At 61.1% G+C, this 22,971-nt stretch carries 20 protein-coding genes; 12 read left to right on the top strand and 8 right to left on the bottom strand.

Annotated elements, in window-relative coordinates:
- Positions 1 to 171 precede the first annotated feature (171 nt).
- Both ACWNC0_RS04085 and ACWNC0_RS04080 read left to right on the top strand, forming a co-directional pair.
- Complete coding sequence (locus tag ACWNC0_RS04085; protein WP_449469863.1) at positions 172 to 2,151, top strand: TonB-dependent receptor; 1,980 nt, start codon at positions 172 to 174, stop codon at positions 2,149 to 2,151.
- 231 nt (positions 2,152 to 2,382) lie between these two features.
- Positions 2,383 to 2,625: a hypothetical protein gene (locus tag ACWNC0_RS04080; protein ID WP_449469799.1), complete on the top strand. Its 243-nt coding sequence runs from the start codon at positions 2,383 to 2,385 to the stop codon at positions 2,623 to 2,625.
- 38 nt (positions 2,626 to 2,663) lie between these two features.
- Here ACWNC0_RS04080 and ACWNC0_RS04075 read toward each other — a convergent pair whose 3' ends face one another.
- On the bottom strand, positions 2,664 to 3,116 hold the full coding sequence (locus tag ACWNC0_RS04075; protein ID WP_449469797.1) for a MaoC family dehydratase: 453 nt from the start codon (positions 3,114 to 3,116) through the stop codon (positions 2,664 to 2,666).
- A 317-nt stretch (positions 3,117 to 3,433) separates the two neighbouring features.
- On the opposite strand from ACWNC0_RS04075, the gene ACWNC0_RS04070 reads away from it, so the two are divergent.
- The 3 genes from ACWNC0_RS04070 to ACWNC0_RS04060 all read left to right on the top strand — a co-directional run bounded on the left by ACWNC0_RS04070 (position 3,434) and on the right by ACWNC0_RS04060 (position 7,863).
- Positions 3,434 to 4,183, top strand: a complete 750-nt coding sequence (locus tag ACWNC0_RS04070) for a helix-turn-helix domain-containing protein (protein WP_449469795.1) — start codon at positions 3,434 to 3,436, stop codon at positions 4,181 to 4,183.
- Between the two features lie 294 nt (positions 4,184 to 4,477).
- On the top strand, positions 4,478 to 6,946 hold the full coding sequence (locus tag ACWNC0_RS04065; protein ID WP_449469793.1) for a TonB-dependent receptor: 2,469 nt from the start codon (positions 4,478 to 4,480) through the stop codon (positions 6,944 to 6,946).
- Between the two features lie 23 nt (positions 6,947 to 6,969).
- Positions 6,970 to 7,863, top strand: a complete 894-nt coding sequence (locus tag ACWNC0_RS04060; RefSeq protein ID WP_449469791.1) for a hypothetical protein — start codon at positions 6,970 to 6,972, stop codon at positions 7,861 to 7,863.
- A 43-nt stretch (positions 7,864 to 7,906) separates the two neighbouring features.
- Here the strand turns inward: ACWNC0_RS04060 and ACWNC0_RS04055 are convergent, their stop codons facing one another.
- The 4 genes from ACWNC0_RS04055 to bktB form a co-directional block, all read right to left on the bottom strand.
- Positions 7,907 to 8,437, bottom strand: coding sequence for a VOC family protein (locus tag ACWNC0_RS04055; RefSeq protein ID WP_449469789.1), 531 nt, complete (start codon positions 8,435 to 8,437; stop codon positions 7,907 to 7,909).
- A gap of 56 nt (positions 8,438 to 8,493) precedes the next feature.
- Positions 8,494 to 10,245, bottom strand: coding sequence for an N-acyl-D-amino-acid deacylase family protein (locus ACWNC0_RS04050; RefSeq protein ID WP_449469787.1), 1,752 nt, complete (start codon positions 10,243 to 10,245; stop codon positions 8,494 to 8,496).
- A gap of 271 nt (positions 10,246 to 10,516) precedes the next feature.
- Entirely contained in the window at positions 10,517 to 10,828 is a 312-nt protein-coding gene (locus ACWNC0_RS04045; RefSeq protein ID WP_449469785.1) for a hypothetical protein, read from the bottom strand.
- Positions 10,829 to 11,027: 199 nt separating this feature from the next.
- On the bottom strand, positions 11,028 to 12,209 hold the full coding sequence (gene bktB / locus ACWNC0_RS04040; protein WP_449469783.1) for a beta-ketothiolase BktB: 1,182 nt from the start codon (positions 12,207 to 12,209) through the stop codon (positions 11,028 to 11,030).
- A gap of 199 nt (positions 12,210 to 12,408) precedes the next feature.
- Here bktB and ACWNC0_RS04035 point away from each other — a divergent pair, with 199 nt between their 5' ends.
- On the top strand, positions 12,409 to 13,089 hold the full coding sequence (locus tag ACWNC0_RS04035) for a TetR/AcrR family transcriptional regulator (protein WP_449469782.1): 681 nt from the start codon (positions 12,409 to 12,411) through the stop codon (positions 13,087 to 13,089).
- A 116-nt stretch (positions 13,090 to 13,205) separates the two neighbouring features.
- Complete coding sequence (locus ACWNC0_RS04030) at positions 13,206 to 13,913, top strand: TetR/AcrR family transcriptional regulator (RefSeq protein ID WP_449469781.1); 708 nt, start codon at positions 13,206 to 13,208, stop codon at positions 13,911 to 13,913.
- Positions 13,914 to 13,963: 50 nt separating this feature from the next.
- Here ACWNC0_RS04030 and ACWNC0_RS04025 read toward each other — a convergent pair whose 3' ends face one another.
- Complete coding sequence (locus tag ACWNC0_RS04025) at positions 13,964 to 15,214, bottom strand: TetR/AcrR family transcriptional regulator (RefSeq protein ID WP_449469780.1); 1,251 nt, start codon at positions 15,212 to 15,214, stop codon at positions 13,964 to 13,966.
- A gap of 122 nt (positions 15,215 to 15,336) precedes the next feature.
- On the opposite strand from ACWNC0_RS04025, the gene ACWNC0_RS04020 reads away from it, so the two are divergent.
- The 4 genes from ACWNC0_RS04020 to ACWNC0_RS04005 are packed head-to-tail and all read left to right on the top strand — an operon-like array spanning position 15,337 to position 20,234.
- On the top strand, positions 15,337 to 16,197 hold the full coding sequence (locus ACWNC0_RS04020; protein ID WP_449469779.1) for a TauD/TfdA dioxygenase family protein: 861 nt from the start codon (positions 15,337 to 15,339) through the stop codon (positions 16,195 to 16,197).
- 14 nt (positions 16,198 to 16,211) lie between these two features.
- Positions 16,212 to 17,066: a hypothetical protein gene (locus ACWNC0_RS04015; RefSeq protein ID WP_449469777.1), complete on the top strand. Its 855-nt coding sequence runs from the start codon at positions 16,212 to 16,214 to the stop codon at positions 17,064 to 17,066.
- Entirely contained in the window at positions 17,063 to 18,817 is a 1,755-nt protein-coding gene (locus ACWNC0_RS04010) for an N-acyl-D-amino-acid deacylase family protein (RefSeq protein WP_449469775.1), read from the top strand. The genes ACWNC0_RS04015 and ACWNC0_RS04010 overlap by 4 nt, the downstream gene beginning before the upstream one ends.
- 31 nt (positions 18,818 to 18,848) lie before the next feature.
- Positions 18,849 to 20,234: an FAD-binding oxidoreductase gene (locus ACWNC0_RS04005; RefSeq protein WP_449469774.1), complete on the top strand. Its 1,386-nt coding sequence runs from the start codon at positions 18,849 to 18,851 to the stop codon at positions 20,232 to 20,234.
- A 29-nt stretch (positions 20,235 to 20,263) separates the two neighbouring features.
- On the opposite strand, the gene ACWNC0_RS04000 is transcribed toward ACWNC0_RS04005, so the two are convergent.
- On the bottom strand, positions 20,264 to 21,586 hold the full coding sequence (locus ACWNC0_RS04000) for an MFS transporter (protein ID WP_449469773.1): 1,323 nt from the start codon (positions 21,584 to 21,586) through the stop codon (positions 20,264 to 20,266).
- Positions 21,587 to 21,800: 214 nt separating this feature from the next.
- Here ACWNC0_RS04000 and ACWNC0_RS03995 point away from each other — a divergent pair, with 214 nt between their 5' ends.
- Positions 21,801 to 22,082, top strand: coding sequence for a hypothetical protein (locus tag ACWNC0_RS03995; RefSeq protein WP_449469771.1), 282 nt, complete (start codon positions 21,801 to 21,803; stop codon positions 22,080 to 22,082).
- 82 nt (positions 22,083 to 22,164) lie between these two features.
- Here the strand turns inward: ACWNC0_RS03995 and ACWNC0_RS03990 are convergent, their stop codons facing one another.
- A complete protein-coding gene (locus ACWNC0_RS03990) occupies positions 22,165 to 22,959 on the bottom strand; it encodes an SDR family NAD(P)-dependent oxidoreductase (RefSeq protein ID WP_449469770.1) in 795 nt (264 codons plus the stop codon).
- Positions 22,960 to 22,971 lie beyond the last annotated feature (12 nt).

Raw genomic sequence — 22,971 nt, 5'->3', positions numbered from 1 at the left:
CGAACGAGCGGCGAGAGGCCGCTTCGGTGACGCTGGCGGTCGCCTTGGGGGCGTCCGGCCGTCGGCGCGCGCCGGTCGCCGTCTGGCGGCAGGTCTCTCGCCGAGTGTCGCCAGACGCCCGGAGTGCATCAAGTGAAACTACCCAATCAACTCCACCGCGCTGCCTGCGCGCTGACCGCCACGCTCCTCCCATTCCCCGCCTTCGCTGCCGATGCGAATGACGCGGGCGAGGATGCGAACACCATCGTCGTCTTCGGCCGGGGAGAGGACAAGGTCGGCACCGCTCATGCGGCAAGCGAGGGCAGCGTCGGCGGCGCGGACCTTCTCGTCCGTCCGCTGCTCCGCGTCGCTGAACTGCTCGAAGCGGTGCCGGGTCTGGTCGCCGCCCAGCATTCGGGCAGCGGCAAGGCCAATCAATATTTCCTGCGCGGCTTCAATCTCGACCATGGGTCGGACTTCACCACCTATATCGACGGGGTTCAGATGAACTTCCGCACCCATGGCCACGGCCAGGGCTATCTCGACCTCAACGGACTCATCCCCGAAATCATCGCGCGGGAGGATTTTCGCAAAGGCCCCTATCGCGCCGATGGCGGCGACTTCGCGCTCGCGGGCGCGGCCTATATGACCACGATCGACGGCTATGACCGTCCATGGGTCGCGGCGGAGGGCGGCTCCTTCGGCTGGCGCAGGCTGGCGGCGGGCGGCACGGTAAAGGCGGGCGCAGGCAATCTCACCCTCGTCGCCCAGGCCAAGGCTTATGACGGCCCGTGGCAGGAGGCCGAACATCTGCGCCACTATGCAGGTTTCGCCAAATATACGCTTCCCGCCGGGGCCGGTAAGATCGACGCCACGCTCCACGCCTATCGCGCGACATGGCGCCCGACCGAGCAGATACCCGAACGGATCATCGGCACGCCGCTCTGCCCCGATGTCTTCTGTTCGCCCGATCCTTCCGCGCGCGGGGAAACGACGCGCATCATCGGCAACATCGCTACCATCCAGCCGACATGGCGCACCAATCTCTACGCGCAATTCTATGACTGGACGATGTTCTCCAACCCCACCTACACCGATCCCGACGGCACCAGCGCGCAGATCGAGCAGTTCGACCGCCGCTGGGTATTGGGCTTCACCGGCGAAAAGCGTTGGGACATCGCCCCGGCACTGCAACTGAAGCTCGGCACGGAAAATCGCTATGACGCGATCGGCAATGTCGGCGTCAATCGCACGTCGAACCGCGCCTTCCTATCCTCGCTCGGCCGCTATCGCGTAAAGCAGGGTTCAGCAGCCCTTTATGGCGAAGCGACCGTCACGCCGCTGCCGGGCTTGCGAGTCACTGGCGGCCTGCGCGGCGACTATTATCATTACGACGTCCGCGCCCGCGACGCCGTCGCCGCCGCGCTAGGCGAAGGCAGCGGATCGGACACGCTCGTCTCTCCCAAGGCGTCGGCGGCCTGGGCAATCACGCCGCATGTCGAACTTTATGCCAATTGGGGCCGGGGCTTTCATTCCAACGATGCGCGCGGCGCGGTCAATGTCGACACGCCTGTCCCGATGCTCGTGCGCGGCACGGGCAAGGAATTGGGCGGCCGCCTGCAACTACCCGGCTTCACCTTCACCGCGACCTATTGGTGGCTGAATGTCGGCAGCGAGTTGCGTTTCGTCGGCGACTCAAATGCGGTCGAACCCAGCGGAGCCAGCCGCCGCCACGGCTATGAGCTTGTCGCCTTCTGGCGCCCGCTCCCCTGGCTCGCCTTCGACGGCAATTACACCGCCAGCCACAGCCGCTATACCAATGGCGACCATATTCCCAACGCCTTCAAAAATGCCGCGTCCGCTGGCGCGGCCATCGTGCTTGACCCATGGGAAGCCAGCATCCGCGTCCGCCACCTTGGCCCCTCGCCGCTGATCGAGGACAATAGCGTGCGCGATTCCGGCAGCACAATCGTCAACGCCCGCGCCGCCTGGAAAGGCAAGCGGGTGCAAGTCTATGCCGAACTGCTCAACATCCTTGGCAGCGGGGACAAGGACATCGCTTATTATTACGAGTCCTACCTTCCCGCCGCAGATGCGGAGCCTGTCGAAGGGAGGCTAAGCCGCGTGGTCGAACCGCGAACGGTGAGAGGCGGCATCAAGTTCAGCTTCTGATGCTGGGGAAGGCCGCATCTACAAAGAGCCTGCGGCCTTCCCAATCAATGGCTTACATAATGAACGGCGATGTTCATAAAGTAAAAGTGGATAGGGCAACGGTCAAACTACAATAGAATACATGTTAAATACCCGTGGAAATTTTGAGACGTAGTTGACGTCTTTTCGCCGCTATGCAATTTTCCCCCTCGGCAATCTGGACAAAGAATCAGTAGCCTGGAGAGGATGCCAATGAAGCACGCACCATTAAGGGGCGCCGTTTTTCACGCGATATTGCGTGACTGCCTGGAAGCACAGCGCGCCCCCAAGGAAACAGAAATACAACTGATCGCCTGCAAGATATGGCAGGACAGTTTCGCGGCGATCACGCACAAGAACTGGCACGACCTCGTACCGGGCGGCGAGGAGTATGAATACACCATCAACGCCGCGCGCATGGCCTTCGGCCTACACGCGACCAACACCGCCGCCTGAATGGATAGCCCAATCCGCTTACTCCGACGATTGCCGGATCAAAGCTGGAACTGGGTTATCCATTCGCAGATTAGCGCGGGCTTGCTCTCGCCTTCTATCTCTACCGTTGCTTCGGTGGTCAGCTGAATCTGCCCCGGCCGCTTTTCGACGATCTCCAGCGGCTTGAACCTTCCACGCACACGTTTGCCGGATCGAACGGGCGCCAGGAAACGTAGCTTGTTGCTGCCATAATTGATCTCAGTAGCGCCGTCGGGAACGATGTCGCCTCGCGCATCGGCGCACAGGTGCGGCAGGAGTGAAAGCGTCAGGAAACCATGAGCAATCGTCCCGCCAAAGGGCGACTGCTTTGCGCGCTCCGGATCGACATGGATATATTGATGATCCTTGGTCGCTTCGGCGAACTGGTCAATCATCTCCTGACTGACCAGGAACCAGTCCGACACGTCTTCCTCGTCCGCCCGCGCCTGAAGATAATCGAGAAACTGGCTCATTCCATTCACCCCCCATGCTGCTCCAAGAGCAAAACTATGCACAAGCATGCGCGAATGCGATAGGAAAATACTCTAGTGGTGATGAGGATCAGTTGGACCTTGTCAGCGGCGTCGAGTTACTTACCCTTCCCAAAAGAATAAGCTGGAGAGGCCATGACTGGAGAAGACAAGAAGCTTCGGCTGCACGAAAGCCGTGCAGCCGAAGAGTCGAGGGATGGATATCGATCGCGGAACCATCCACGATCAAACATCGCGGAATATGATCTAGCGCCGTGGTCGGCCCACATCATCCTTGCAGCGTGGGAAGGGATCATCTGATGAGCCCCTCTCATCCGTCCAACGACCCTTTCGGAATGGAACATGAGCTGCTGCTGGCGGCGCTCCGACGGCGGCTACGAGCAGCGGGCCTGACCCAGGCCGACGTCTCGAAAAAGCTTGGCGTGGGCACCGCCACCGTCAAACGATGGCTGCATGGCCGTGGGCTGGGCCTGCGCACCTTGTCGCAACTGTGCGCACTCGCCGACACCACGCTCACCGAAATCGCCGAAGAGGCCGCCGTGCGCGATCGGTCATCCGACAAGCTGACGCTGGCGCAGGAAAAGGCGCTGACCACAAGCCCCGAACTATCCACCATTTTCTTCATCATCGTCACGGGTTGGCCGGTGTCCGAAGCCGAGGAAGGCTTTGGCATACCGCCCGAACATATCGCGCAACATGTCGAACGGCTGGAAAGGTTGGCGCTGATCGATCGCCTGCCGGGAGGACGTCTACGTGCGCGGCTGGACCCGGCCCATGTGTGGCAACGCGAGCCCATGCGCAGGCATTTCGAACAGCATATGAAGCATCTGTTCTTCAATCTGAACTATGGCGACCCAGATACGATCTTCGGCGTGGAAACGGTCAAGCTGTCGCCCGTGGGCGTCGCGCGTGTCGCGGAAAGGATCGAGCGTTTCAGGGCCGAACTGCGGGAAATCGCGCAGGCGGATCGTCGCACCTCGGCTCTTCCGGGAGAATGGCACGCTGTTCTTGCAGTGGCATGTCCGGTGGCGCCGCTGAAACCTCGCTGATTGTGGATGGCCCTTGACGAAGGGATCATTTCAAGACACGCTGCATGCAAACAAGATAGCTCGGCCGAAGAGCTGATCGGTGGCCGAAGCTGTCAGGAGAGGATGCAGAAAGGGCTCGCGGCCATGCGCCGCAGATCAGGCTGCATCATGAACAATATAATGGCGGAACACCGCCAAACGTCCGCTTTCGGATGCGCGTACGCGTGTTCGGTCCCGGATGGTGGACCGAGCTTCTAAACGGAGCACGGCCCGTATCGAGGGATGGCATCGCCCGACGAAAGGAAGGGGATTGCCATGCGTTCATCTATTGCCGTTGCGTTAGCGGGCATATCATCGTTCGCCACGACAACGGCTCTGGCGCAGACTGCCGACCCGGCCACGCAGGCTGCGGTTCAGGGGCAGCTGGCCGACATCATAGTGACGGCGCAGCGGCGCGAGGAAAGCCTGCAAAAGGTGCCCGTCGCCGTTACCGCCATCGGCGCAGACCAGCTTGACCAGTTGCGCGTCACCAATGTGCGCAACCTCGCTGGCCTGGCGCCCAGCCTTCAGATCAATACGCAGGGCCTGCAATCCAATCCCACAATCATCATTCGCGGCGTGGCTTCCGGCACGTCCAACAATGCGGTCGATCCAAAAGTCGGCATCTATCTGGACGGCGTCTATATCGGCCGCACCGTCGGCTCGATCTTCGACCTGTCCGACATCCAGCGTGTAGAAGTGCTGCGCGGCCCGCAGGGAACGCTGTTCGGCCGCAACGCGACAAGCGGCGCGATCAGCCTTGTGACGGCTGCTCCAACGGGCGAGTTCGGCGTTCGCGGTACGGTATCCTATGGCAATTACGACGCGTTCCGGACGAAAGTATCCGTCGACCTGCCCGCCTTCGGCCCCTTGTCGGTCAAGCTGTCCTACCTTCATGACGAGATTGAGGGTGATTATCGCAACCTCCTGGGCGGCCGCACCATAGATCTGCGTCAGCGCGACCCGTCATTCGGCGTGCAACGCATCGCCGACCGGCTGGGCGAACGCAATGTCGATGGTGTCGGCGTCGCGGCAAGACTGGATCTGGGCGATCTGACCGCCGACTATCGCTTCGACTATACCGATGCGCGTTCGACCGGCCGGGCGATACAGAGCTATGGCGTCATCCCGGATGCATCAGGCCAGTTGTTGGCGCCGATTATCGCCTTCCAGCCGCTATTCGGCGGCATCACCAATATTTCGACTGATCGCCTGACGTCAGTCGCCAATGCGACCAGTCCCGAACATGTAGTGACGCAAGGGCATAGCCTCACCTTCACCTATCCCGTGAGCGATGAGATTACGCTCAAGAGCATCACTGCCTATCGCAAGTTCCGGCAGGATCCGAACATCTACGACCTTGGCGCGACCGGAGGTTTGCGATTTACGACCCTCCAATTGCAGGCATTGCTGGCACAAAATATTCCGGCCGTGCTCGACCCCAACAATGCGCCTCAGCCCAACGATTCCTTCTTTTCCCTGCTGACGTCGCGATCGACCAGTCAGAAGCAGTTCACCCAGGAATTTCAGGTCCAGGTCACATCCGAAGCCTTCGACCTGACCGCGGGCCTGTTCTACTTTCATGAAAATACCCCGGCGACAGACATATTGGGAATCTTCCAACCCGTGGCGAACGGCGTCGTCGTGGATACATCCACCGTGGGCGTCATTCCCAACGTACCGGTTGGACCAGTTGCCGCCGACATCAACGGCGACGGCGTGGTCAATGCGGCCGACTTCAACCCATCGCTCGACAGCATATTCGGCAGCGGACTGACGCGGACGCGCGCCATCAATGACAGCTACGCAGCCTATGGGCAGCTCACCTATCATCTGACCGATACGATCGATTTGACGGGCGGCATTCGCTACACGATCGACAAGCGGGAAAACCGGATCTTCGCAGTATCCGGCGGGCAGGGCGGCCAGTTGGGCGTCGGCGACTACAAGGTCGATTACAAAAAGGCCACCTGGGCGGCGATCGTCACCTGGCGGCCGACCAATCAGGTGACCGCCTATGGCAAAGTGTCCACCGGCTATGTGGCTGGCGGCATATTGAGCGGCATCCCCTATAAACCCGAAACGCTAACAGCCTATGAGCTCGGCCTGAAGACGCAAAGCTGGGGCAACCGGCTGCGGACCAATATCGCTTTGTTCTACAGCGATTATAAGGATCTTCAGACCCAGAACTTTATCAATGGCCGCCAATTCTTTGACAATGCAGGAAAGGCGAGCATCAAGGGTTTTGAACTTGAGGCCGATCTGGTGCCGGTGCGCGGGCTAACATTGAGCGGCAATCTGAGCTATACTGACCTTGATTATAAGAGCTTCATCCTGAACGGGGTCGAAGTTGCCGACATTGCCCGCACCACCTTTGCCTCCAAATGGCAGGGCCGCGCCTCGGTCCAATATGACAGCCCTGACATGAACATGGGCGGCCATATCTCGGCACGGGTGGACGGCCGTTATCGCAGCCGCGCGCCGCTGGTCTCAACGCCCTTCTTCGACCTTGCGGGCAATAGCGCGGACCTGAACCGATATGCCTACACCAAGGCATATTGGCTGGTTGATGGCAGGATCGGCTGGGTGGACATGCCCTTGGGCGGGACAAAGGCGTCTCTGTCGCTGTTCGGCCAAAACCTGTTCAACGAACATTATAATCCGTTCGGATCGCCCGTGCTGCAACTGATAGCCAGCTACGAACGCGGGCGGACCTATGGTGTCGAACTTGGGGTGAGTTTCTAAAAGACAGAATGAAGAGGAGAGACATGATGGAAAACGAGATTGCGGCGCGCGTAAGCAGCGCGGATTTTGAATATTATAATGGCTCGGGGCCGGGCTTCACGACCGAAAGCTCCGTCTTGATCAGTTCTTCGCCCTATCTCAACCACCCGCAACTGCGCGCGCTGATCGCTCAGGAGATGCTGCGGCGGAACGGCGCTGAACTGCCTAACACGGCCTATATTCCCGATGTCGTGAAGATATTGATGGAACTGGAAAACTGGCCCCGTATCTTCCAGCTGTTCGAGGAAGAAAAGGCGCGGCTTCCTGAATTCAAGACATGGCTGGACGGCAAAAAAGTCTCGCTGTTCAAAAATGAGGAACTGGCCGGTGCTGAGCCCGGCACGCTACGTGCCGTGATCTACGATTTCGTGGTCAATAGCGGCTATAATATGGACCATTTCTTCCAGGGGATGGAGATAGAGACCGATTTCGACTTCTACATGAAGGAGCGGACCCATACCCATGACATCGAACATATGATCACGGGTTTTGAAACCAATCATGCCGGTGAAATAGCGCTGCTGGCAGCGAACATGCGCGCGCTTTATAAATATTTCACGCCTGAACTCGCATCCTTCTTCAACCGCGTCAGTTCCTATCTGCGCGCCAAGACGATGATGAAGAGCGGGCTTTTCTATCCTGAATCAGTGAAGATAGAGCTCGATGCTGAAGACATTGGCGCAGCACAAGGGCGTAACTGGAAGCATCCCCTCTTCCTCATACCCTATCGCGACTATCTCGATTGGCAGGTGACAGATATTCGCGAGGAATTTGGCATCACTAATCCGCCAAAGCCCGGTGAATGGGCATGGACCACCGCAATCAGCGAAGACCCAAGGCCAAGCCATCAGGGCATGCCCTCCATGGCGGCGGAGTGAGATCAGGATTGGCGCTGCCCCTCTGATGAGGGGCAGCCGCCTACTACATTGCCGCGAAGTCGATCACCGTTACAGCATCGCTGCCGTCCCAGTCGCGGGCCGCCACGATCCCCGCTTCGCACATGCCGCGCATATCGGGGCCGCAGATAAACTCGAACAATTGGCCAGGCTCGCCGGGGACGCGCAAATAGGCGACGCGCGTGGCAGGGTTATGCGCCGTGAAAAGCACTTCCATGCCCCCCGCCACCGCAGTTTCAACGGCGGCGTCCAGATCATCGACTATGCGAGCGATGTGGTGAAGGCCCAGCAAGCGCGACCCATCATCAGCTCGATAGGGTGACGGGGCGTCGTTCGTGGCCTCGATCAACTCAATTTGCACGCCATCCTGATAGGATAATCCGACGTGCATGGTGACGCGGGTCGGTTCGTCACGATATTGGCCATCCAGCGCGACATTGCGGAATACGGTCCATGGACCCACGCCCGAATGACTGATCCAGCGATTTATGCTGGCATCGAGATCGTCCACCAATATCCCGATCTGGTCGATCGCACCGAATTTTGCCAAATTCATATTCCCATTTGCAAGGACAGGGTGCGAACGGCATGCACCGCCCGCACCCTTTTTCTTTATTCAGCGGCTTCCAACGAAGCCAGCGCGTCATTCGCCGCAGCGGTGGGCACCAGATATTCGCCCGGACGGGCGCCGGTATAGCTGTTGCCGTCAAAGGTCTTGACCCCATTCACCAGCGTAAGCCGCATGGGCGCAGCCGGACGAGTGAAGCGCCATGTCGTACCGCCATCGCCATCGGGCACGTCGAACCGCTTCTCCATATTGCGATATTCGACCTCGCTCAGGTTGAAGACGGCAATGTCGGCGCGCCGCCCGACCTTGATCTCGCCCGTATCATGCAGGCCGAAGAAATTGGCGAGCTTGCCCGTCTTTACATGGATCGCCTGCTCCAGAGTGAGCAGCCCTTCCCGCACATATTTGGTGAAGAGCAGGATATTCTCGCCGCCACCGCATAGCATCTGAAGATGCGCGCCCGCGTCGGAGATATTCCCCACCGTCTGCGGGTCCAGCATAAGCTGGATGGTCAGGTCCTCATCCTTCGGGAAGGGCGCCATATGCACGGTGGATTTGGTGCCATTCTCAAGAATCCACTGCGCCATCGCGTCCGAACGGTGCAGACCACGCGACTCCGCAAATTCCTTCAAAGTGCCGCCCACGGGGCCGGTGCCATTTTCGCTATCCAGCAGATACAGGTCCTGCGGATTATTCATCGGCGAATGCGGCCACGCCTTGGTGTCCCAACTCTCCCGCGCCCGCGCCCGCCAGTCGGGATCGGCCAGCAGGCGCGCCTTTTCCTCATGCGTTTCGGCGAGGACTACTTCATGCCAGACATAGTCATTGGACTGGGCGAAGATCAGCGACTTGACGAGGCTCAGCGTGCTGGTCGGCGAGACATGTGCATAGCCGGGCCAGACATCGATCCCTTCTTCCTTCAGCTTCGCAAGGGTGTCCTGCAACCGGGGCAGAATATCCTTCTGGAATTCCAGCGTCGGAATGCCACCCGCCACCTGCATACGGATAGCCCGGCCTTTCGCCAGCCGCCCAAGCCGCTCCAGACTTTCCGGTCCGGTCTTGCGCATGAAGGTGTCGATGATGACCTGATAGGTCGTGCCGGGGTAACGCTCCATCACCGTAAAAAGCGCTTCGAACTCCGCGTCATCGGCGAGCAATGTCGGGATGGCGCGGTCGTCGCCATCATGGTCGTGCAGATTGTCCGACAATCCAAGAGCCCCAGCGGCCAGCGCATCCTCCAGCAGTTCGGCCATGCGCGCAATCTCTTCAGCCGTTGCCGCGCGATCCCATGCTTCAACGCCCATCGCAGCGAGACGCAGGGCAATATGACCAACGAACGCAGAGTAATTGGCAGGCAAGCTGATGTTGCGCGCCATCGAAGCCTTATATTCCGACCACTTCTCCCAGTCCCATGGGACGTTCTGGAGGAAGGGCTTCAACGGAATATCCTCGAAGAAGGAGAAAATCTTGATCATCTCCAACTGCGCGGCCTTTTCCTTCGAAAGCGGCGCTGCGCTAAAGCCGCAATTGCCCAGAATTACCGTGGTCGCCCCGTTGCCGGGCAGCGGATCAAGGTCCGGTTGCCACCACATCGTCGCGTCATAATGGGTGTGGCTTTCGATGAAGCCCGGCGTCACATAGCACCCACTGGCATCCACCACTTCCTCACCGGCGGCGGCGGTCAGACCCGCGCCGATCTCGGTGATCCTGCCGCCTGCCACGCGCACGTCAGCAGCATAGCCGGGCGCGCCTGTGCCATCGACCACCGTGCCGCCACGGATCAACATGTCCGTCATCTCTCTCTCCTCTTGAGGCTTGTTTTCCCTCGAGCCGAAGCCATTGCATCTGTGTCGCCTCTTAGGGGCGATCGTGCTGGATGCAGGCTATCGCGACCGGGTCAGCCACCGCAAGTTCACTGCCGGACAAGTGGGTGACAGGATCATCGGGTGATCCCTATCGGGATTGGTTGGTGATCCCATCGGTCGGGACCAGGATGCATCGGTCAACTGGAGGCCATCAAGGCCCGGCGGCGCAAAGCGCCCCGACCAGGACGATAACGCTTCCCTATCAAGCCGCCGATTGAAGCCCTGCCTCGACTACCTGATCCGCAATGCCCGCAGCGGACGAGGGCCGTTCAGGCTCGATCATCAGTGCGACAAAATGCCACCACGCAGGAGTAGCGGGGCGCAGTGCCAACAACTGCCCCTGGCGACGCACCGCGACCCAACGGCCATCTTCGCGTTCAAATTTCCACTGGGGATCGCAATTGAGCGGAACCTGTTCGAATTCAGGCGCACCGTTCTGCCGAGGACCGATCGCCCGGAGCTGACTGGGAACTTCGCGGCATGCGCCTCCGGGAAACTCGACGAGAACGGACATGATCTACTCCATGCCAGCGGGTGGTCAAACCGCCGCCTCGTCCAAACGCACGACAAGGGATTGAGTTCTCGAAATAAGGAGAGGACATGACGCATCATGTTCGGGATAGGGCCGTCGGAGCAGCAGAGCCGCTCTGCGACAAGGTATCGACTACCACGCCGAACCCCGCATGTCCAGGATCCGGCGCGGCATTCAATCGTCAGTCTACATTCTCGATCACCAGCGCGATGCCCTGACCGCCGCCGATGCACATGGTGATAAGGGCATAGCGGCCGCCGATCCGCTTCAGTTCATAAGCGGCCTTGACCGTCAGGATCGTGCCGGTCGCGCCGACAGGATGGCCAAGCGCGATGCCCGACCCGTTCGGATTCAGCTTTTCCCCATCGAACTGCAATGCGTTGGCTACCGAAAGAGCCTGCGCCGCGAAGGCTTCGTTGGCTTCGATCACGTCCATCTGATCCAGCGTCAGCCCGGCCCGCTTCAGGGCAACCGGCACCGCCTTGATCGGGCCTTCTCCCATATATTCCGGCTCCACGCCCGCGTGGCCCCAGGCAAGTATCTTCGCTAGCGGCTTCAGCCCGCGCCGTTCCACTTCGCTTGCCGTCGCCAGGACGACGGCGGCCGCGCCATCATTGATGCCAGACGCGTTGCCTGCGGTAACTGTCCCGTCCTTCTTGAACGCAGGACGCATGGCGGCCAGCGTCTCGGCGCTGGTGTCGGCGCGGGGATGTTCGTCCGTGTCGAAAATGGTCACGCCCTTGCGCGTCTTGACCTCGACCGGCACGATCTGCTCCTTGAACCGGCCTTCCGCGATAGCCCGCACCGCGCGCTGATGCCCTTCGGCCGCCAGCGCATCCTGCTGTTCGCGCGTGATGCCATGCCGTTCGGCGCAGTTTTCCGCCGTCACGCCCATATGGTATCCGCCGCTCGCATCCTGAAGCCCGCAGACCAGCGCGTCCTCTACCGGATTGTCGCCCATCTTCCGGCCCCAGCGCGTGCCATGATCATGATAAGGCACATTGGACATCGATTCAGCGCCACCCGCGACGGTGATCGACGCTTCACCCAGCTTCATCATCTGCGCGGCCGATACGATCGCCTGTACGCCCGATCCGCAAAGCCTGTTCAGTGTCAGCGCCGGAACCTCAAACGGAACCCCTGCCTGCAAGGCGATGGCGCGCGACAGCATGCCATCGCGGGCACTGGTCGGCATCACCTGACCCATCACGACATGCTCAACGTCGGAAGCCGACACACCGGCACGGGACAGCGCTTCCTTCACGACGATGCTGCCGAGCTGCGAAGGCATGAAGGGCTTCAGCGAGCCGCCGAAATCGCCAATCGCCGTCCTGACGCCGCTGACAATATAAATATCTTCCATCTCTGATCCTCTGAGCAATGGGATGCGCCGTTCCGCACTTGCAGGCGCTCATGCGCCCCCACACGCAACTGTCAAGGACAATGCGCACCCTGCCACATGGGTGGCGGCGGCGCCTGACCATATAGGAATGGCTATGCTTGCCGACCAGATCAGCCACGACATATGGCCAAATCCCGGTCGGCCCGTTACGAACAAACCCATGACCAGCACCGCCCAGCGCGCCATCAGCGAACATGTCGTCCAACGCACCAGCAAGGGACAGCGCACCGCCGACCGCTTGCTCGACACGGCGGAACTGCTGTTCGCGCAGAAGGGCTATGAGGCGACCGCATTACGCGACATCGCAGCGGCGGCAAATATCCAGCAGCCCGGCCTGTACAAGCATTTCGAAAGCAAGGACGCCCTGTACCGGCAAGTTCTGCAACGGGCGCTCCAACCCCTGGCGGACGAGATGGAGGCGACCATCAGCCGGTCGCCGCGAGAAGCCTCCTTTCGCACGCTGTCCGACAAGCTGATCGATGTGCTGGCACAGCATCCCAATGTGTCCATGCTGCTTATCCGGTCGATCCTGTCGCCCCCATCGGATCGGGACGAGATCGGCATGGCCTGGGTGGAACGGCTGATGGATTATGGACGGCGGATCACACGCGCGGCCGAGGTCGAGCCTCCGGCCGAGGATCTGATCCTCCAGATCGTTGCCATCTTCAACATGATGTTCGGCTATTTCTGGGCCGCCCCTCTTTCTCGAGGATTGGCAGGCATTGACCCGCTCTCTCCAGCGATGATCGAGCGGCAAAAGGCGCTGCTGAGCCGATTTATCGCGACGATCGAACAGGACCAGCCTGACGGGAAAGCCACGGCAGGCGCCTCACCGGAATAGCGGTCAACGTGCATCTGCCTTGTTTCCGATCCGTAACGCCTTAAACTGCCTTCTCACATTTTCGCGAGGCGGGGACGCCGATCGCCCAGCCTGGTCCCGGAGTAATAGTACAAACGATGTCCGCAACCCGTCTTTCCAGCGTCGGTCGCCGCGCTTCCATCATCGCGGCGGCCAGGGCGGTTTTCGCGCGCCACGGGTTAGAGGGCGCGCGGACGCAACAGATCGCCCGCGCCGCTGGTGTGTCGGAAGCCCTGCTGTTCCGCCATTTTCCTACCAAGACACACATCTATCGGGCCGTATTGCGCGAGGTGATCGCAGACCAGAACAGGGTCTTCCGATCATTCGGTGACGCCGAAGCCAGCACAGAGGGCTTGCTCGAAATTTTGCGGCGCACCTTCAGATATGCGACCGCCGGGATGTACGCCCTCAATGCAGAAGGCTTGCGCATGGTCTTAGGCAGCCTTGCCGGCGACGGAGGCTACGCTCGCCTCGTCTATCGCCGAGCCTTGCGCTTGACACTGCCCAATCTGGAAAAGGCGTTGCAGGCGGCACGGGCCGACGGGGGAATGCCCGGAGAGGCGCTTTCGACAACGAATGTCGGCGCTTTCATAGAACATATCAGCACGATGATGCTGGTGGCGCGCTGCCATGAAAAGACTGCGATACCCTATGAGGAAGATCGCGTGTTGCGCGACGCGATCCTCTTCTGCGCACGCGGGCTTGGCGTCGCGGAACCACGCATCCAGCAATTTCTGGAGCAGATGAAATCATGCGAGCCCGAAACCGCGGCATTCATCCGATCGGGAACGCCTGTCACGCCATAGGATGTGAATTGGGAACCTTCTTCACCAGCTTCGACGGATTCGAGATAGGCTCAAAGCACTGCCATGAACCCCCGCAGGAACATCGACGCCGCACGTTCCGCATAATGCCGCCGTTCAAGCTTTGAGATGGAATGCCCGCCCGCCAGCAGACGGTTGCCACGCATCGCAAGCACCAACAGTTGGCGCGCGTGCCAGTCCGCACTCTCCTTGATGCCCAGGCTTTCCAGCCAGGGGATCAACCCCGTCACCCACGGCCTTCGCAGGATAAAGTAGACGTCCCGCGCCAATGCAGCGTCCCGGCGAGACTGACTGATGACGACGCGGTGCAACCGGATTGAACGACTGGAAGCCAGGTTATCCAAGGCCGCTTCCACATATCGGCTTAATGCCGCCGGATCGGCTTCGCCCGAAGGCAACGCTGGCGGCCTGGCCACGCGCGCACAGTCTTCGGCCATTATGCGCATTGCAGCTGCAAACAGCCCGGCCTTGCTGGCGAAATGCCGGTAGAGCGTACCCCGCCCAACCCGTGCCTCTTCCCCGATAAGGTTCAGGTTGGCGCCTTCAAAGCCCTCATCCAGAAAATGGCGCCCTGCTACATCGAGCAAGGTTCGGATATGAGGAAGCGGCTCCTCACGCAGTGGCCGCTCGGCGTCGAATAACGGCTCGGGCGAAGGCAAGCCATCCGACTCTCCCGCCCGGATACCCTGAATGAAAAGCGCCACCGATTGTTGCACTATCCGCTCGCGATGTTCTGGCGAAGCGGGAGGAAAGCCCATGAGGACAACGGGGCCTTCCACCGCAAGCGATCCGAAATCCAGCGCCAGTTCCAGCGGCACCGGGCGGTCAACGCCCTTGTCTCTCGCATAATCCTCCAGCGCGAGCCGCACCGGCTCCAGCCGCATGCCCTGCCCATTCTGCAACGACGACGCCAGGTCGGGCATCTTGTGCGCGACGCCAGCCGCAACCCAAAGCGCGCCGAACATTCCCTGATCTAGCGCCGAATCCAGAATCGCTCGCGCAAGCCCCGCCAGTTCAGAGCCCCCCGTGGCGGCACTTTCATGCACCGCCGCCGCGCGAGCATCGAACTCCGCGCCCTGCGCATCCAGCGCTGCGCGAAACAAGGCTTCCTTATCGGGGAAGTAGCGGTAGATCGTTTCCTTGCTGACGCCTGCGGTGCGGGCGATCGAATCGATGCTCACCGCGTCAAAACCGCGCTCGACAAACTGCGCGCACGCCGACGACAGCAAATGCCGGACGCGCGGCGACGCCAGTTGGCTCCCGGCCTCCGCTACCACTTTCATTCTGCATCCCCGCACATTGGAACCTGCTATAACAGGCTCAGGCACCGATGCACCCATGCTTCTTGACGAGAACCGAACGGTTCGATACCGTTCGGTCATATAGAAAGATGGAGAGCGATAAAATGGCATTGCCATGGACGGAGCGGCCGCTCGAACCGTTCGGCGTCGAAATCGGCGTTCGGCTGCAATGGCCGCTGCCCGACGGATTCGAACAAAGGCTGACCGAGCTATTTGATCGCCACAAGCTCATCCTGTTCCGCAATCAGAAGCTCAGCGAGGCCGATCAGGTCCGGCTGCTCGAAAATTTCGGCCGGGTCCTGGGGTCGCACGGTGAATATCGCGAAATATCCAGCGACGGCGCCCTAGGATCGGGGCCGCTCACCTGGCACAGCGATCTGGCTTTTACCGAAGAACCCTTCAAGATCATCTCGCTGCATGCCGTTGCCGTGAATGACGGGCAAAGCTGGACCGACTTCGCCAACGGCGCGGCTGCGGCCGCCGCCCTGCCGCAGCAATTGAAAGCCGCCGTCGCAGGCCGGGAGGCAGTCACGATGATCGCCCCGATCCAAACGCACCGTACGGTCGGCTACGACAGTTCGACCGACCTGCCGCATCAGATACGCCCGGTCATCATCCCCCATCCCCGAACCGGCGAGCCCATCCTCTATATCAGCGACATGCAGACCGCCCGCATCACCGGCATGGACCAGCCGGAAAGCGACGCAACGCTGAACGCCCTGTTTGCCGAACTCTATCGCGAAGATCGCGTCTACCGCCACCACTGGAATAATGGCGACCTCGTCATCTGGGACAATATCGCGCTCCAGCATGCGCGCGGCGACCTCACCGGCATGACGCCCCGCCGCCTCCAGCGCATCGTCGTCGCGGACAAGAGCTTCTTCGACCTGCTGCCGCAATTCAAGGTGGGGGATGAACGGATCAGCGCCTGGGGTTCAGGCAACAAGCAATTGGTACTTGATTGAAGGAACGACAAAAGATGGTCGACATTCCCTATCTCGCACGCGGGCTGATGCCCGTCGAAACGGACAGCAGCATACTCATCTCATCGTCCAAATATCTGAACAATCCGCGCCTGCGCGAATGGCTGGCGATGATCCTGTTGCGGCGAAACGGTCCCGACGTGCCCCCGCCGGCGGAAATGTACGAGTTCCTCCCGATCCTGGATTCACTCCGCGACTTCGACGCGATCGAAGACATGTTCACGCAGGAGAGGAAGGTAAATCCCGAACTGGACGCCTGGTTCAGCGAAGGCTTCATCTCCACCTACAAGATCGAAGATTTCCAACAATATGAACCCGGCTCCCTGGGCGGCATCTTCTACCAGCAGATGACGGCCGGAGATTATGAGATCCAGATCACGCCCTGGAAAGAACCGGAAACACAGCTTCAATTTTACAATCTGCGTTCGGGCCAGACGCATGACTTCGAACATATCCTCTGCGGCGGCGGCTTCAATTTCATGGGTGAGCTGGTGCCCTATTGGTATCGCCTGACCAACGTGCCAAAGCATATGCGCAACCCGCATCTGGCGGCGGAGGTCAACATGATCCAGATTTTCGGATCGCTCCGCTACACCGTACGCACGATGCTGCATTATCCCGAAGTGTGGCCGACCGCCGTCAACGCGATCCAGCGCGGCATGAAGGTGGGGCAGCAAAGCGACGCACTCTTCATGAAGAGGCTCGAAACCGTGTTCCACCTGCCGCTGGCCGAAGCGCGCGAGGCGCTGGGCGTGCGCGGCGTCGAAGAGGTCGATACGACACAAGAAGGCGCCTTCTGGGCATCGGACGGCAAGACCAGTCTCGAACCCATCGCGAGGGCAGCCGAATGAACGCATGCGACCTGCTGATCCGTGGGGGCACCATCGTCGACGGCAGCGGCGGCGAGCCCTTCATTGGCGATGTCGCCATCCATGATGGAAAAATCGTCAGCGTCGGCGCCTTTACCGGAGAAGCCCGCGAAGTCATCGATGCAACGGGCCTCACCGTCACGCCCGGCTTCGTCGATATCCATACCCATTATGATGGTCAGGCCATCTGGTCGGAGGAACTCTCCCCCTCCTCCTCCCATGGCGTGACCACGGTCGTGATCGGCAATTGCGGCGTGGGCTTCGCGCCTTGCCGCGCTGCTGATCACGACCGTTTGATCCGCCTGATGGAAGGTGTCGAGGACATCCCCGGAGTCGTCATGGCCGAAGGGCTCAGCTGGGATTGGGAAAGCTTCCCAGACTATCTGAACGCCCTCGAAAGCCGTCCCCGCGACATCGACATTGCCGCCCTTCTGCCGCACAGCCCCTTGCGCGTATTCGTGATGGGCGAACGCGGCGCGCAGCGCGAGGCCGCGACCCCTGCCGACCTGCAAAAGATGCAGGCCCTCACCCGCGAAGCCTTGGACGCGGGCGCGATCGGCTTCGCAACCTCGCGCCTCCTCATCCACCGCACAAAGGCTGGAGAGAATATCCCCAGCTATCAGGCCGATGTCGAGGAACTCAAAGCCATTACAGGCGCCATGCGGGACGCGGATACCGGCGTCTTGCAGATGGTGCTGGACGCCCCCTTCTCCAGCTGGACCGACGAGCTTGCCCACCTTCTCACCGTCGCAAAGGCAGCGAACCGGCCAGCCACCTTCACGCTCGGCACCTCCAATACAGGTGAGCCCGTCTGGCAGGACGCGCTCCGCATCTGCGAGGAAGCCAATGCGCAGGGCCTGAAGATCAGCCCGCAAATACTCCCCCGCCCCGTCGGCATGATCTGCGGCTTTGAACTGTCCAGCCACCCCTTTTCGCTCTGCCCAAGCTATGAAGCGATCGCCGCTCTACCGCTCGATCAACAACTCATGCATCTGCGCGACCCGGAATTTCGCGCAAAACTCATCGCGGAACAGCCCCATGAGGGCCATCCCCTGGCGATGATGACCCGGAACTGGGACTGGATCTTCCCGCTCTCCGACCCGCCCAACTATGAACCTCCGGCGGAAAGCAGCGTCGGAGCGCAAGCGCGCAGCCTGAACCTCACACCGGAAGAAGTCGCCTACGACCTCATGATGAACGGCGGCGATGGCGGGGGGATGCTCTACAACACCCTCGGCAACTTCTATAATGGCAGCCTCGACACGGTGCATGACCTGATCACGCATCCGGACACGGTCATGGGATTGGGCGACGGCGGCGCCCATTATGCGGCAATCTGCGACGCAAGCTATCCCACCTTCCTGCTGACCTACTGGACCCGCGATCGAGCCGGACCAAAGCTCAGCATCCCTCAGGCCGTCCGCGCCCTCACCTCACGCCCGGCCGAGACGATGGGCCTGCGCGACCGGGGCAGGATTGCGCCCGGCTACAAGGCGGATATCAACATCCTCGATCTTGAGACCCTGCGCCTCCACGCTCCTCATATACGCTATGATCTGCCGGCAGGCGGCAGGCGGCTGGACCAGAAAGCCACCGGCTTCGTCGCCACCATCGTCTCGGGCGAAGCCATCCGCCGCACCGACAACGCGACCGGCGCGCGGCCGGGGCGGCTCGTCAGGGGCGCTCAAACCGCACCAGCTAACACGGTGGAGGAATATGCCGGAGCGTTGTAACGTGGGTCACTGACCCACGGGAGAGATGCAAATGGCAACAGCGGTACATGTCCCGCAAGCTGACTGGTCCGCCCTGCGCGCCATGTTCGGCGATCGGTTCAGCGATAGCGCCGCCATCCGCGATCATCATGGCCGGGCAGAGACCTTCTACCCGGCCATGCCCCCGGACGCGGTTGTCTTCCCCCTCACCACGGAGGAAGTGGCCGCAGCGGTCATTTTCTGCAAGGAGCGGGGCATCGCCGTCACGCCTTACGGCACGGGCACATCGCTGGAGGGCAATTTTCTGGCGGCAAGAGGCGGTCTTTGTATCGACCTCTCCCGCATGAATCAGGTGCTGCGCGTCAGTCCAGAAGACCTGGACTGCACCGTGCAGGCGGGCGTCACCCGGAAGCAGCTCAACAGCGAGTTGCGCGTCACGGGCCTGTTCTTCCCCGTCGATCCGGGCGCGGATGCGTCCATCGGCGGCATGGCTTCGACACGCGCCTCCGGCACCAACGCGGTTCGCTACGGCACCATGCGGCAGAATGTGCTGGGGCTGACGGTAGTGCTTGCCGATGGCCGGATCATCCACACCGGCGGGCGGGCGCGTAAATCCGCGGCCGGGTACGACCTCACCGGGCTGTTCGTCGGGTCCGAAGGCACGCTCGGTATCATCACCGAAGTCACCTTGCGCCTCTATGGCCAGCCAGAAGCCGTTTCCGCCGCCGTTTGCGAATTTGAAACATTGCGCGGCGCGGTGAACGCAGTAATCCAGACGATCCAGATCGGCCTTCCCGTCGCCCGTATCGAATTGCTCGATCCGCTACAGATCCGCGCGATAAATGCTTACAGTCGGACAAACTATCGCGAAAGTCCGACGCTGTTCCTGGAATTTCACGGCACACCTGCGGGCGTTGCGGAACAGGCGGAAAACTTCGGACAGATCGCCACCGACAATGGCGGCGGACAGTTCACCTGGGCGACGAAGACGGAGGACCGAACCGCCCTCTGGGAAGCACGCCACAAGGTCCATTACGCCAATCTCGCGCTGCGGCCAGGGTGCAAGGCGATCGCAACGGATGTCTGCGTCCCGATTTCACGGCTTTGCGACTGTATAGAGGAAACGCGCAGCGCCATTGAGGCAAGTGGCCTTACCGCACCGATCGTGGGTCATGTCGGCGACGGGAATTTCCATGTCATCCTCGTCTTCGATCCGAACTCGGCCGAGGAAACGCAAAAGGCGAAGGCCTTGTCGGAACGGATCGTCGAAATCGCTCTCGCCATGGAGGGCAGCTGCACTGGCGAACATGGCATCGGCATTGGCAAGAAAGCCCATCTCGTTACGGAGCATGGCGCCGCTGTCGAGGTGATGCGCCAGATCAAGCGGGCACTCGACCCGGATGGCATCATGAACCCTGAAAAGGTTATCGACCTTTGACGCAACCCTCCTTCATCGGAATCTGAGGATCAAGCGGAAGGCAGGCGGCTTTCAGAGCCCAGCCTTCCACCTTTGTTTCCCCACTTCCAGCTGATCACAAGGATCGACAGCAAATGCCCAACGGCGGGGCCAATCGCGAAGAACAGATGCACGCCCGCCACCCCTTCCGATCCTGAAGACCGCGGATCAAATCCGAGCAAGCCCACGACGGACAAGGCTATGCCCACGGCCACCGCATAGGCCGCGTTGGTCGTCACATTGAACACGGATGAAAACAGCCCGGCCCGCTCCACGCCGCTACCCTCGCGATGACGGTCTGCCACATCATAGATCATCGACCGCAGCATCAGATTGCCCGATCCCTGCGTCAGCCCCTGTCCCACGATCAGCAGGATGAACAGCCACATGCGATCCGGCGTCAGGAACAGGACCATCAGGTTGATCACAACCTGCACGCCCTCGGCCATGATCAGCGTTCTCAGCCTCCCGAACCGGTAACTGATCCGCGCCCATAGCGGCGCTGCGAACATGCCGAATGCATATTGCAGCATCAGCAGCATGGCCGGTGAAGCCATGCCCATGTAACGCGTCACGAAGAACAGGAACACGGCAGTGCGAAAGCCCTGCCCCAGCGCGACGAAGAAATCCGACGCCACGATCCGCCAGAGCGCTGCATCGGTCAGCACCGCTTTCAACCCCTGCCGCCAGTTCGCGCCTGCGGGTGCGCGTTCTGGCAGCGACGGCTCGCGAAAGAGAAAGGCGATCAGCACCATGCCAACAGCAAGGACAGCGGCGACGAGCGCCCCCATCGATCCGACCCGAATCTCAGGATTGCCCCGGCCCAGCGCGTCCAGCACGGCAGGCAATACCAGCACCAGAAAGATGCCGATGGACGACCCTGTCTGGATATAGGCCTGGATACGCGCTCGCTCGACCGGCGATGAGGCCATCTCCCCGCCCCAGGCGTAAAGCGGCGTGGACGTGGCAGTCCACCCCAGGCACAGCAGCAAAAGCCACCCGCCAAGATAGAGCGGCGTGGCTCCGGCAGGCGGGGAAAAGACCGCGAGCAGCGACAGAAGGAACAGCATGCCGCCACCCAAAATCCAGGGTTTCCGCCTTCCAATGCGTGTGCGTGTGTGGTCCGAAGCCCATCCGATAACGGGGTCGGCTGCCGCGCTCCACAGGCGGCTGATCATGAAGACCAGCCCGACGGTCGCCAGGTCCATCCCGATCACCGTCGCGTAAAAGGCAGGCAAATAGGTCTGGAGCGGAATATTGAACCCGCCGGTCGCGATGCTGGTCACGGAAAATGCCGCAAGGCGCGGCCCCGACTCACGCGTCTGCCCGGTCATGCGAACCGCCATTCGTGAAGGTGAAAGAGCACACCAATCATCCCGGCTGAAACCTCCCCATTCCATTCATCAGGCGCTGTCAGCCGCCGATCCCATCCCATATCCGCCAAATTCCGAACCCGAAACGCAAATTGCATTTTTTGCAACACAGGGTGTCTTATTATTCGTTTTACAGCGTGCTATCGGCCCCTTGTCTATCCACAAGGGGATTATCATGAAGCTTTCTTTTGCCTTCGCGGCGGCTCTGTCGCTCTCGCTTTCCGCTGCGGCGATCGCCGCTGACGCGCCCGCGATCAAGACCAATGCACTTGTGAAGACGGTCGACGGCCGCAAGGTCGGCTTTATCGACCGCGTCCTGAAGAATAACGCTGGCGAAACGACCGGCGTCCAGATCATCTACAGCGGGCGTTTCGTGGTCATCCCGGTGACGACGCTCACCGCCGCGGAAAAGGGTCTGGTCACCAGCCTGACCGCCAAGGAAGTGAACCGCCTCTAAGGCGTGCCGGGGCGCTGCTGCGGGTCGGCTACGGCTAACCTGACCGCAGCGCCCTCTTCCCTAGCGCGGTGCGATGGCAGTCCTATTGCCGTTGCGAGTTGATGTTGCCGCCGTCCACGACGATCTCCGCGCCCGTCATGTAACTCGCTTCATCCGACATCAGGAAACGGATAACGCGTCCCAGTTCTTCCGGCGCGCCATAGCGGCCCAGCATGATCCGCCGCTCGAAATGCCCCGGCAAATGGGCCTTCGTCTCCGCAATGATCGGCGTATCGATCATGCCGGGGCTAACCGCGTTGATGCGCACCCCATCAGCAGCCAGCTCATCCGCCATCGAATGGACCAGCGATATCACCGCGCCCTTGGCCGCGCTGTAGATCGGGATCATCCCGTTGCCCAGCGTCGCGTTGATGGATGACAATGCGACAATGGCGCTCCCCGGCGAAGCGCGCAGATCTTCGCGGAAAGCCTGGGTCATCAGGACGATCGACCGGACATGCAGCGCCAGTCCCGCATCCCAGTTTTCCGGCGTCACTCCGTCGATGCCCGTGGCTTCGGCCGTGCCCGCGCAGTGCACGATGCCACCGATCGCGCCGATCGCCGCCCGTGTCGCGATGGCGGCGGGGGTTACGGCCTGCGGGTTGCGCAGATCGACGCTGAAACCCGCCGCGCGCACGCCATAGCGGCTCTCGATGATGCTCGCCGATCCGGCCGCACCTTCCGCATTGATGTCCCACAGGGCGACCGGCCGACCGACGGCAGCCAGCGCATGCGCCGCCGCCAGTCCGATACCGGAAGCTCCGCCCGTGATCACGACGCCAGTGCCGGGCGATCCCAGCCGGGGCGTGAAGTCGGCGTCATTGTCCAATATCGGCATGGCAGCGTTCCT

The organism is Sphingobium chungangianum (genome assembly GCF_977014255.1).
This window is presented reverse-complemented; position numbering and strand designations above follow the sequence as displayed.

Coding starts and splice junctions, on each gene's coding strand:
- ACWNC0_RS03990 (WP_449469770.1), bottom strand. CDS start 22,959: ATGCCGATATTGGACAATGACGCCGACTTCACGCCCCGGCTGGGATCG.
- ACWNC0_RS03995 (WP_449469771.1), top strand. CDS start 21,801: ATGAAGCTTTCTTTTGCCTTCGCGGCGGCTCTGTCGCTCTCGCTTTCC.
- ACWNC0_RS04060 (WP_449469791.1), top strand. CDS start 6,970: ATGATGGAAAACGAGATTGCGGCGCGCGTAAGCAGCGCGGATTTTGAA.
- ACWNC0_RS04065 (WP_449469793.1), top strand. CDS start 4,478: ATGCGTTCATCTATTGCCGTTGCGTTAGCGGGCATATCATCGTTCGCC.
- ACWNC0_RS04035 (WP_449469782.1), top strand. CDS start 12,409: ATGACCAGCACCGCCCAGCGCGCCATCAGCGAACATGTCGTCCAACGC.
- ACWNC0_RS04070 (WP_449469795.1), top strand. CDS start 3,434: ATGAGCCCCTCTCATCCGTCCAACGACCCTTTCGGAATGGAACATGAG.
- ACWNC0_RS04045 (WP_449469785.1), bottom strand. CDS start 10,828: ATGTCCGTTCTCGTCGAGTTTCCCGGAGGCGCATGCCGCGAAGTTCCC.
- ACWNC0_RS04075 (WP_449469797.1), bottom strand. CDS start 3,116: ATGAGCCAGTTTCTCGATTATCTTCAGGCGCGGGCGGACGAGGAAGAC.
- ACWNC0_RS04000 (WP_449469773.1), bottom strand. CDS start 21,586: ATGACCGGGCAGACGCGTGAGTCGGGGCCGCGCCTTGCGGCATTTTCC.
- ACWNC0_RS04030 (WP_449469781.1), top strand. CDS start 13,206: ATGTCCGCAACCCGTCTTTCCAGCGTCGGTCGCCGCGCTTCCATCATC.
- ACWNC0_RS04020 (WP_449469779.1), top strand. CDS start 15,337: ATGGCATTGCCATGGACGGAGCGGCCGCTCGAACCGTTCGGCGTCGAA.
- ACWNC0_RS04050 (WP_449469787.1), bottom strand. CDS start 10,245: ATGACGGACATGTTGATCCGTGGCGGCACGGTGGTCGATGGCACAGGC.
- ACWNC0_RS04055 (WP_449469789.1), bottom strand. CDS start 8,437: ATGAATTTGGCAAAATTCGGTGCGATCGACCAGATCGGGATATTGGTG.
- bktB (WP_449469783.1), bottom strand. CDS start 12,209: ATGGAAGATATTTATATTGTCAGCGGCGTCAGGACGGCGATTGGCGAT.
- ACWNC0_RS04010 (WP_449469775.1), top strand. CDS start 17,063: ATGAACGCATGCGACCTGCTGATCCGTGGGGGCACCATCGTCGACGGC.
- ACWNC0_RS04015 (WP_449469777.1), top strand. CDS start 16,212: ATGGTCGACATTCCCTATCTCGCACGCGGGCTGATGCCCGTCGAAACG.
- ACWNC0_RS04025 (WP_449469780.1), bottom strand. CDS start 15,214: ATGAAAGTGGTAGCGGAGGCCGGGAGCCAACTGGCGTCGCCGCGCGTC.
- ACWNC0_RS04080 (WP_449469799.1), top strand. CDS start 2,383: ATGAAGCACGCACCATTAAGGGGCGCCGTTTTTCACGCGATATTGCGT.
- ACWNC0_RS04005 (WP_449469774.1), top strand. CDS start 18,849: ATGGCAACAGCGGTACATGTCCCGCAAGCTGACTGGTCCGCCCTGCGC.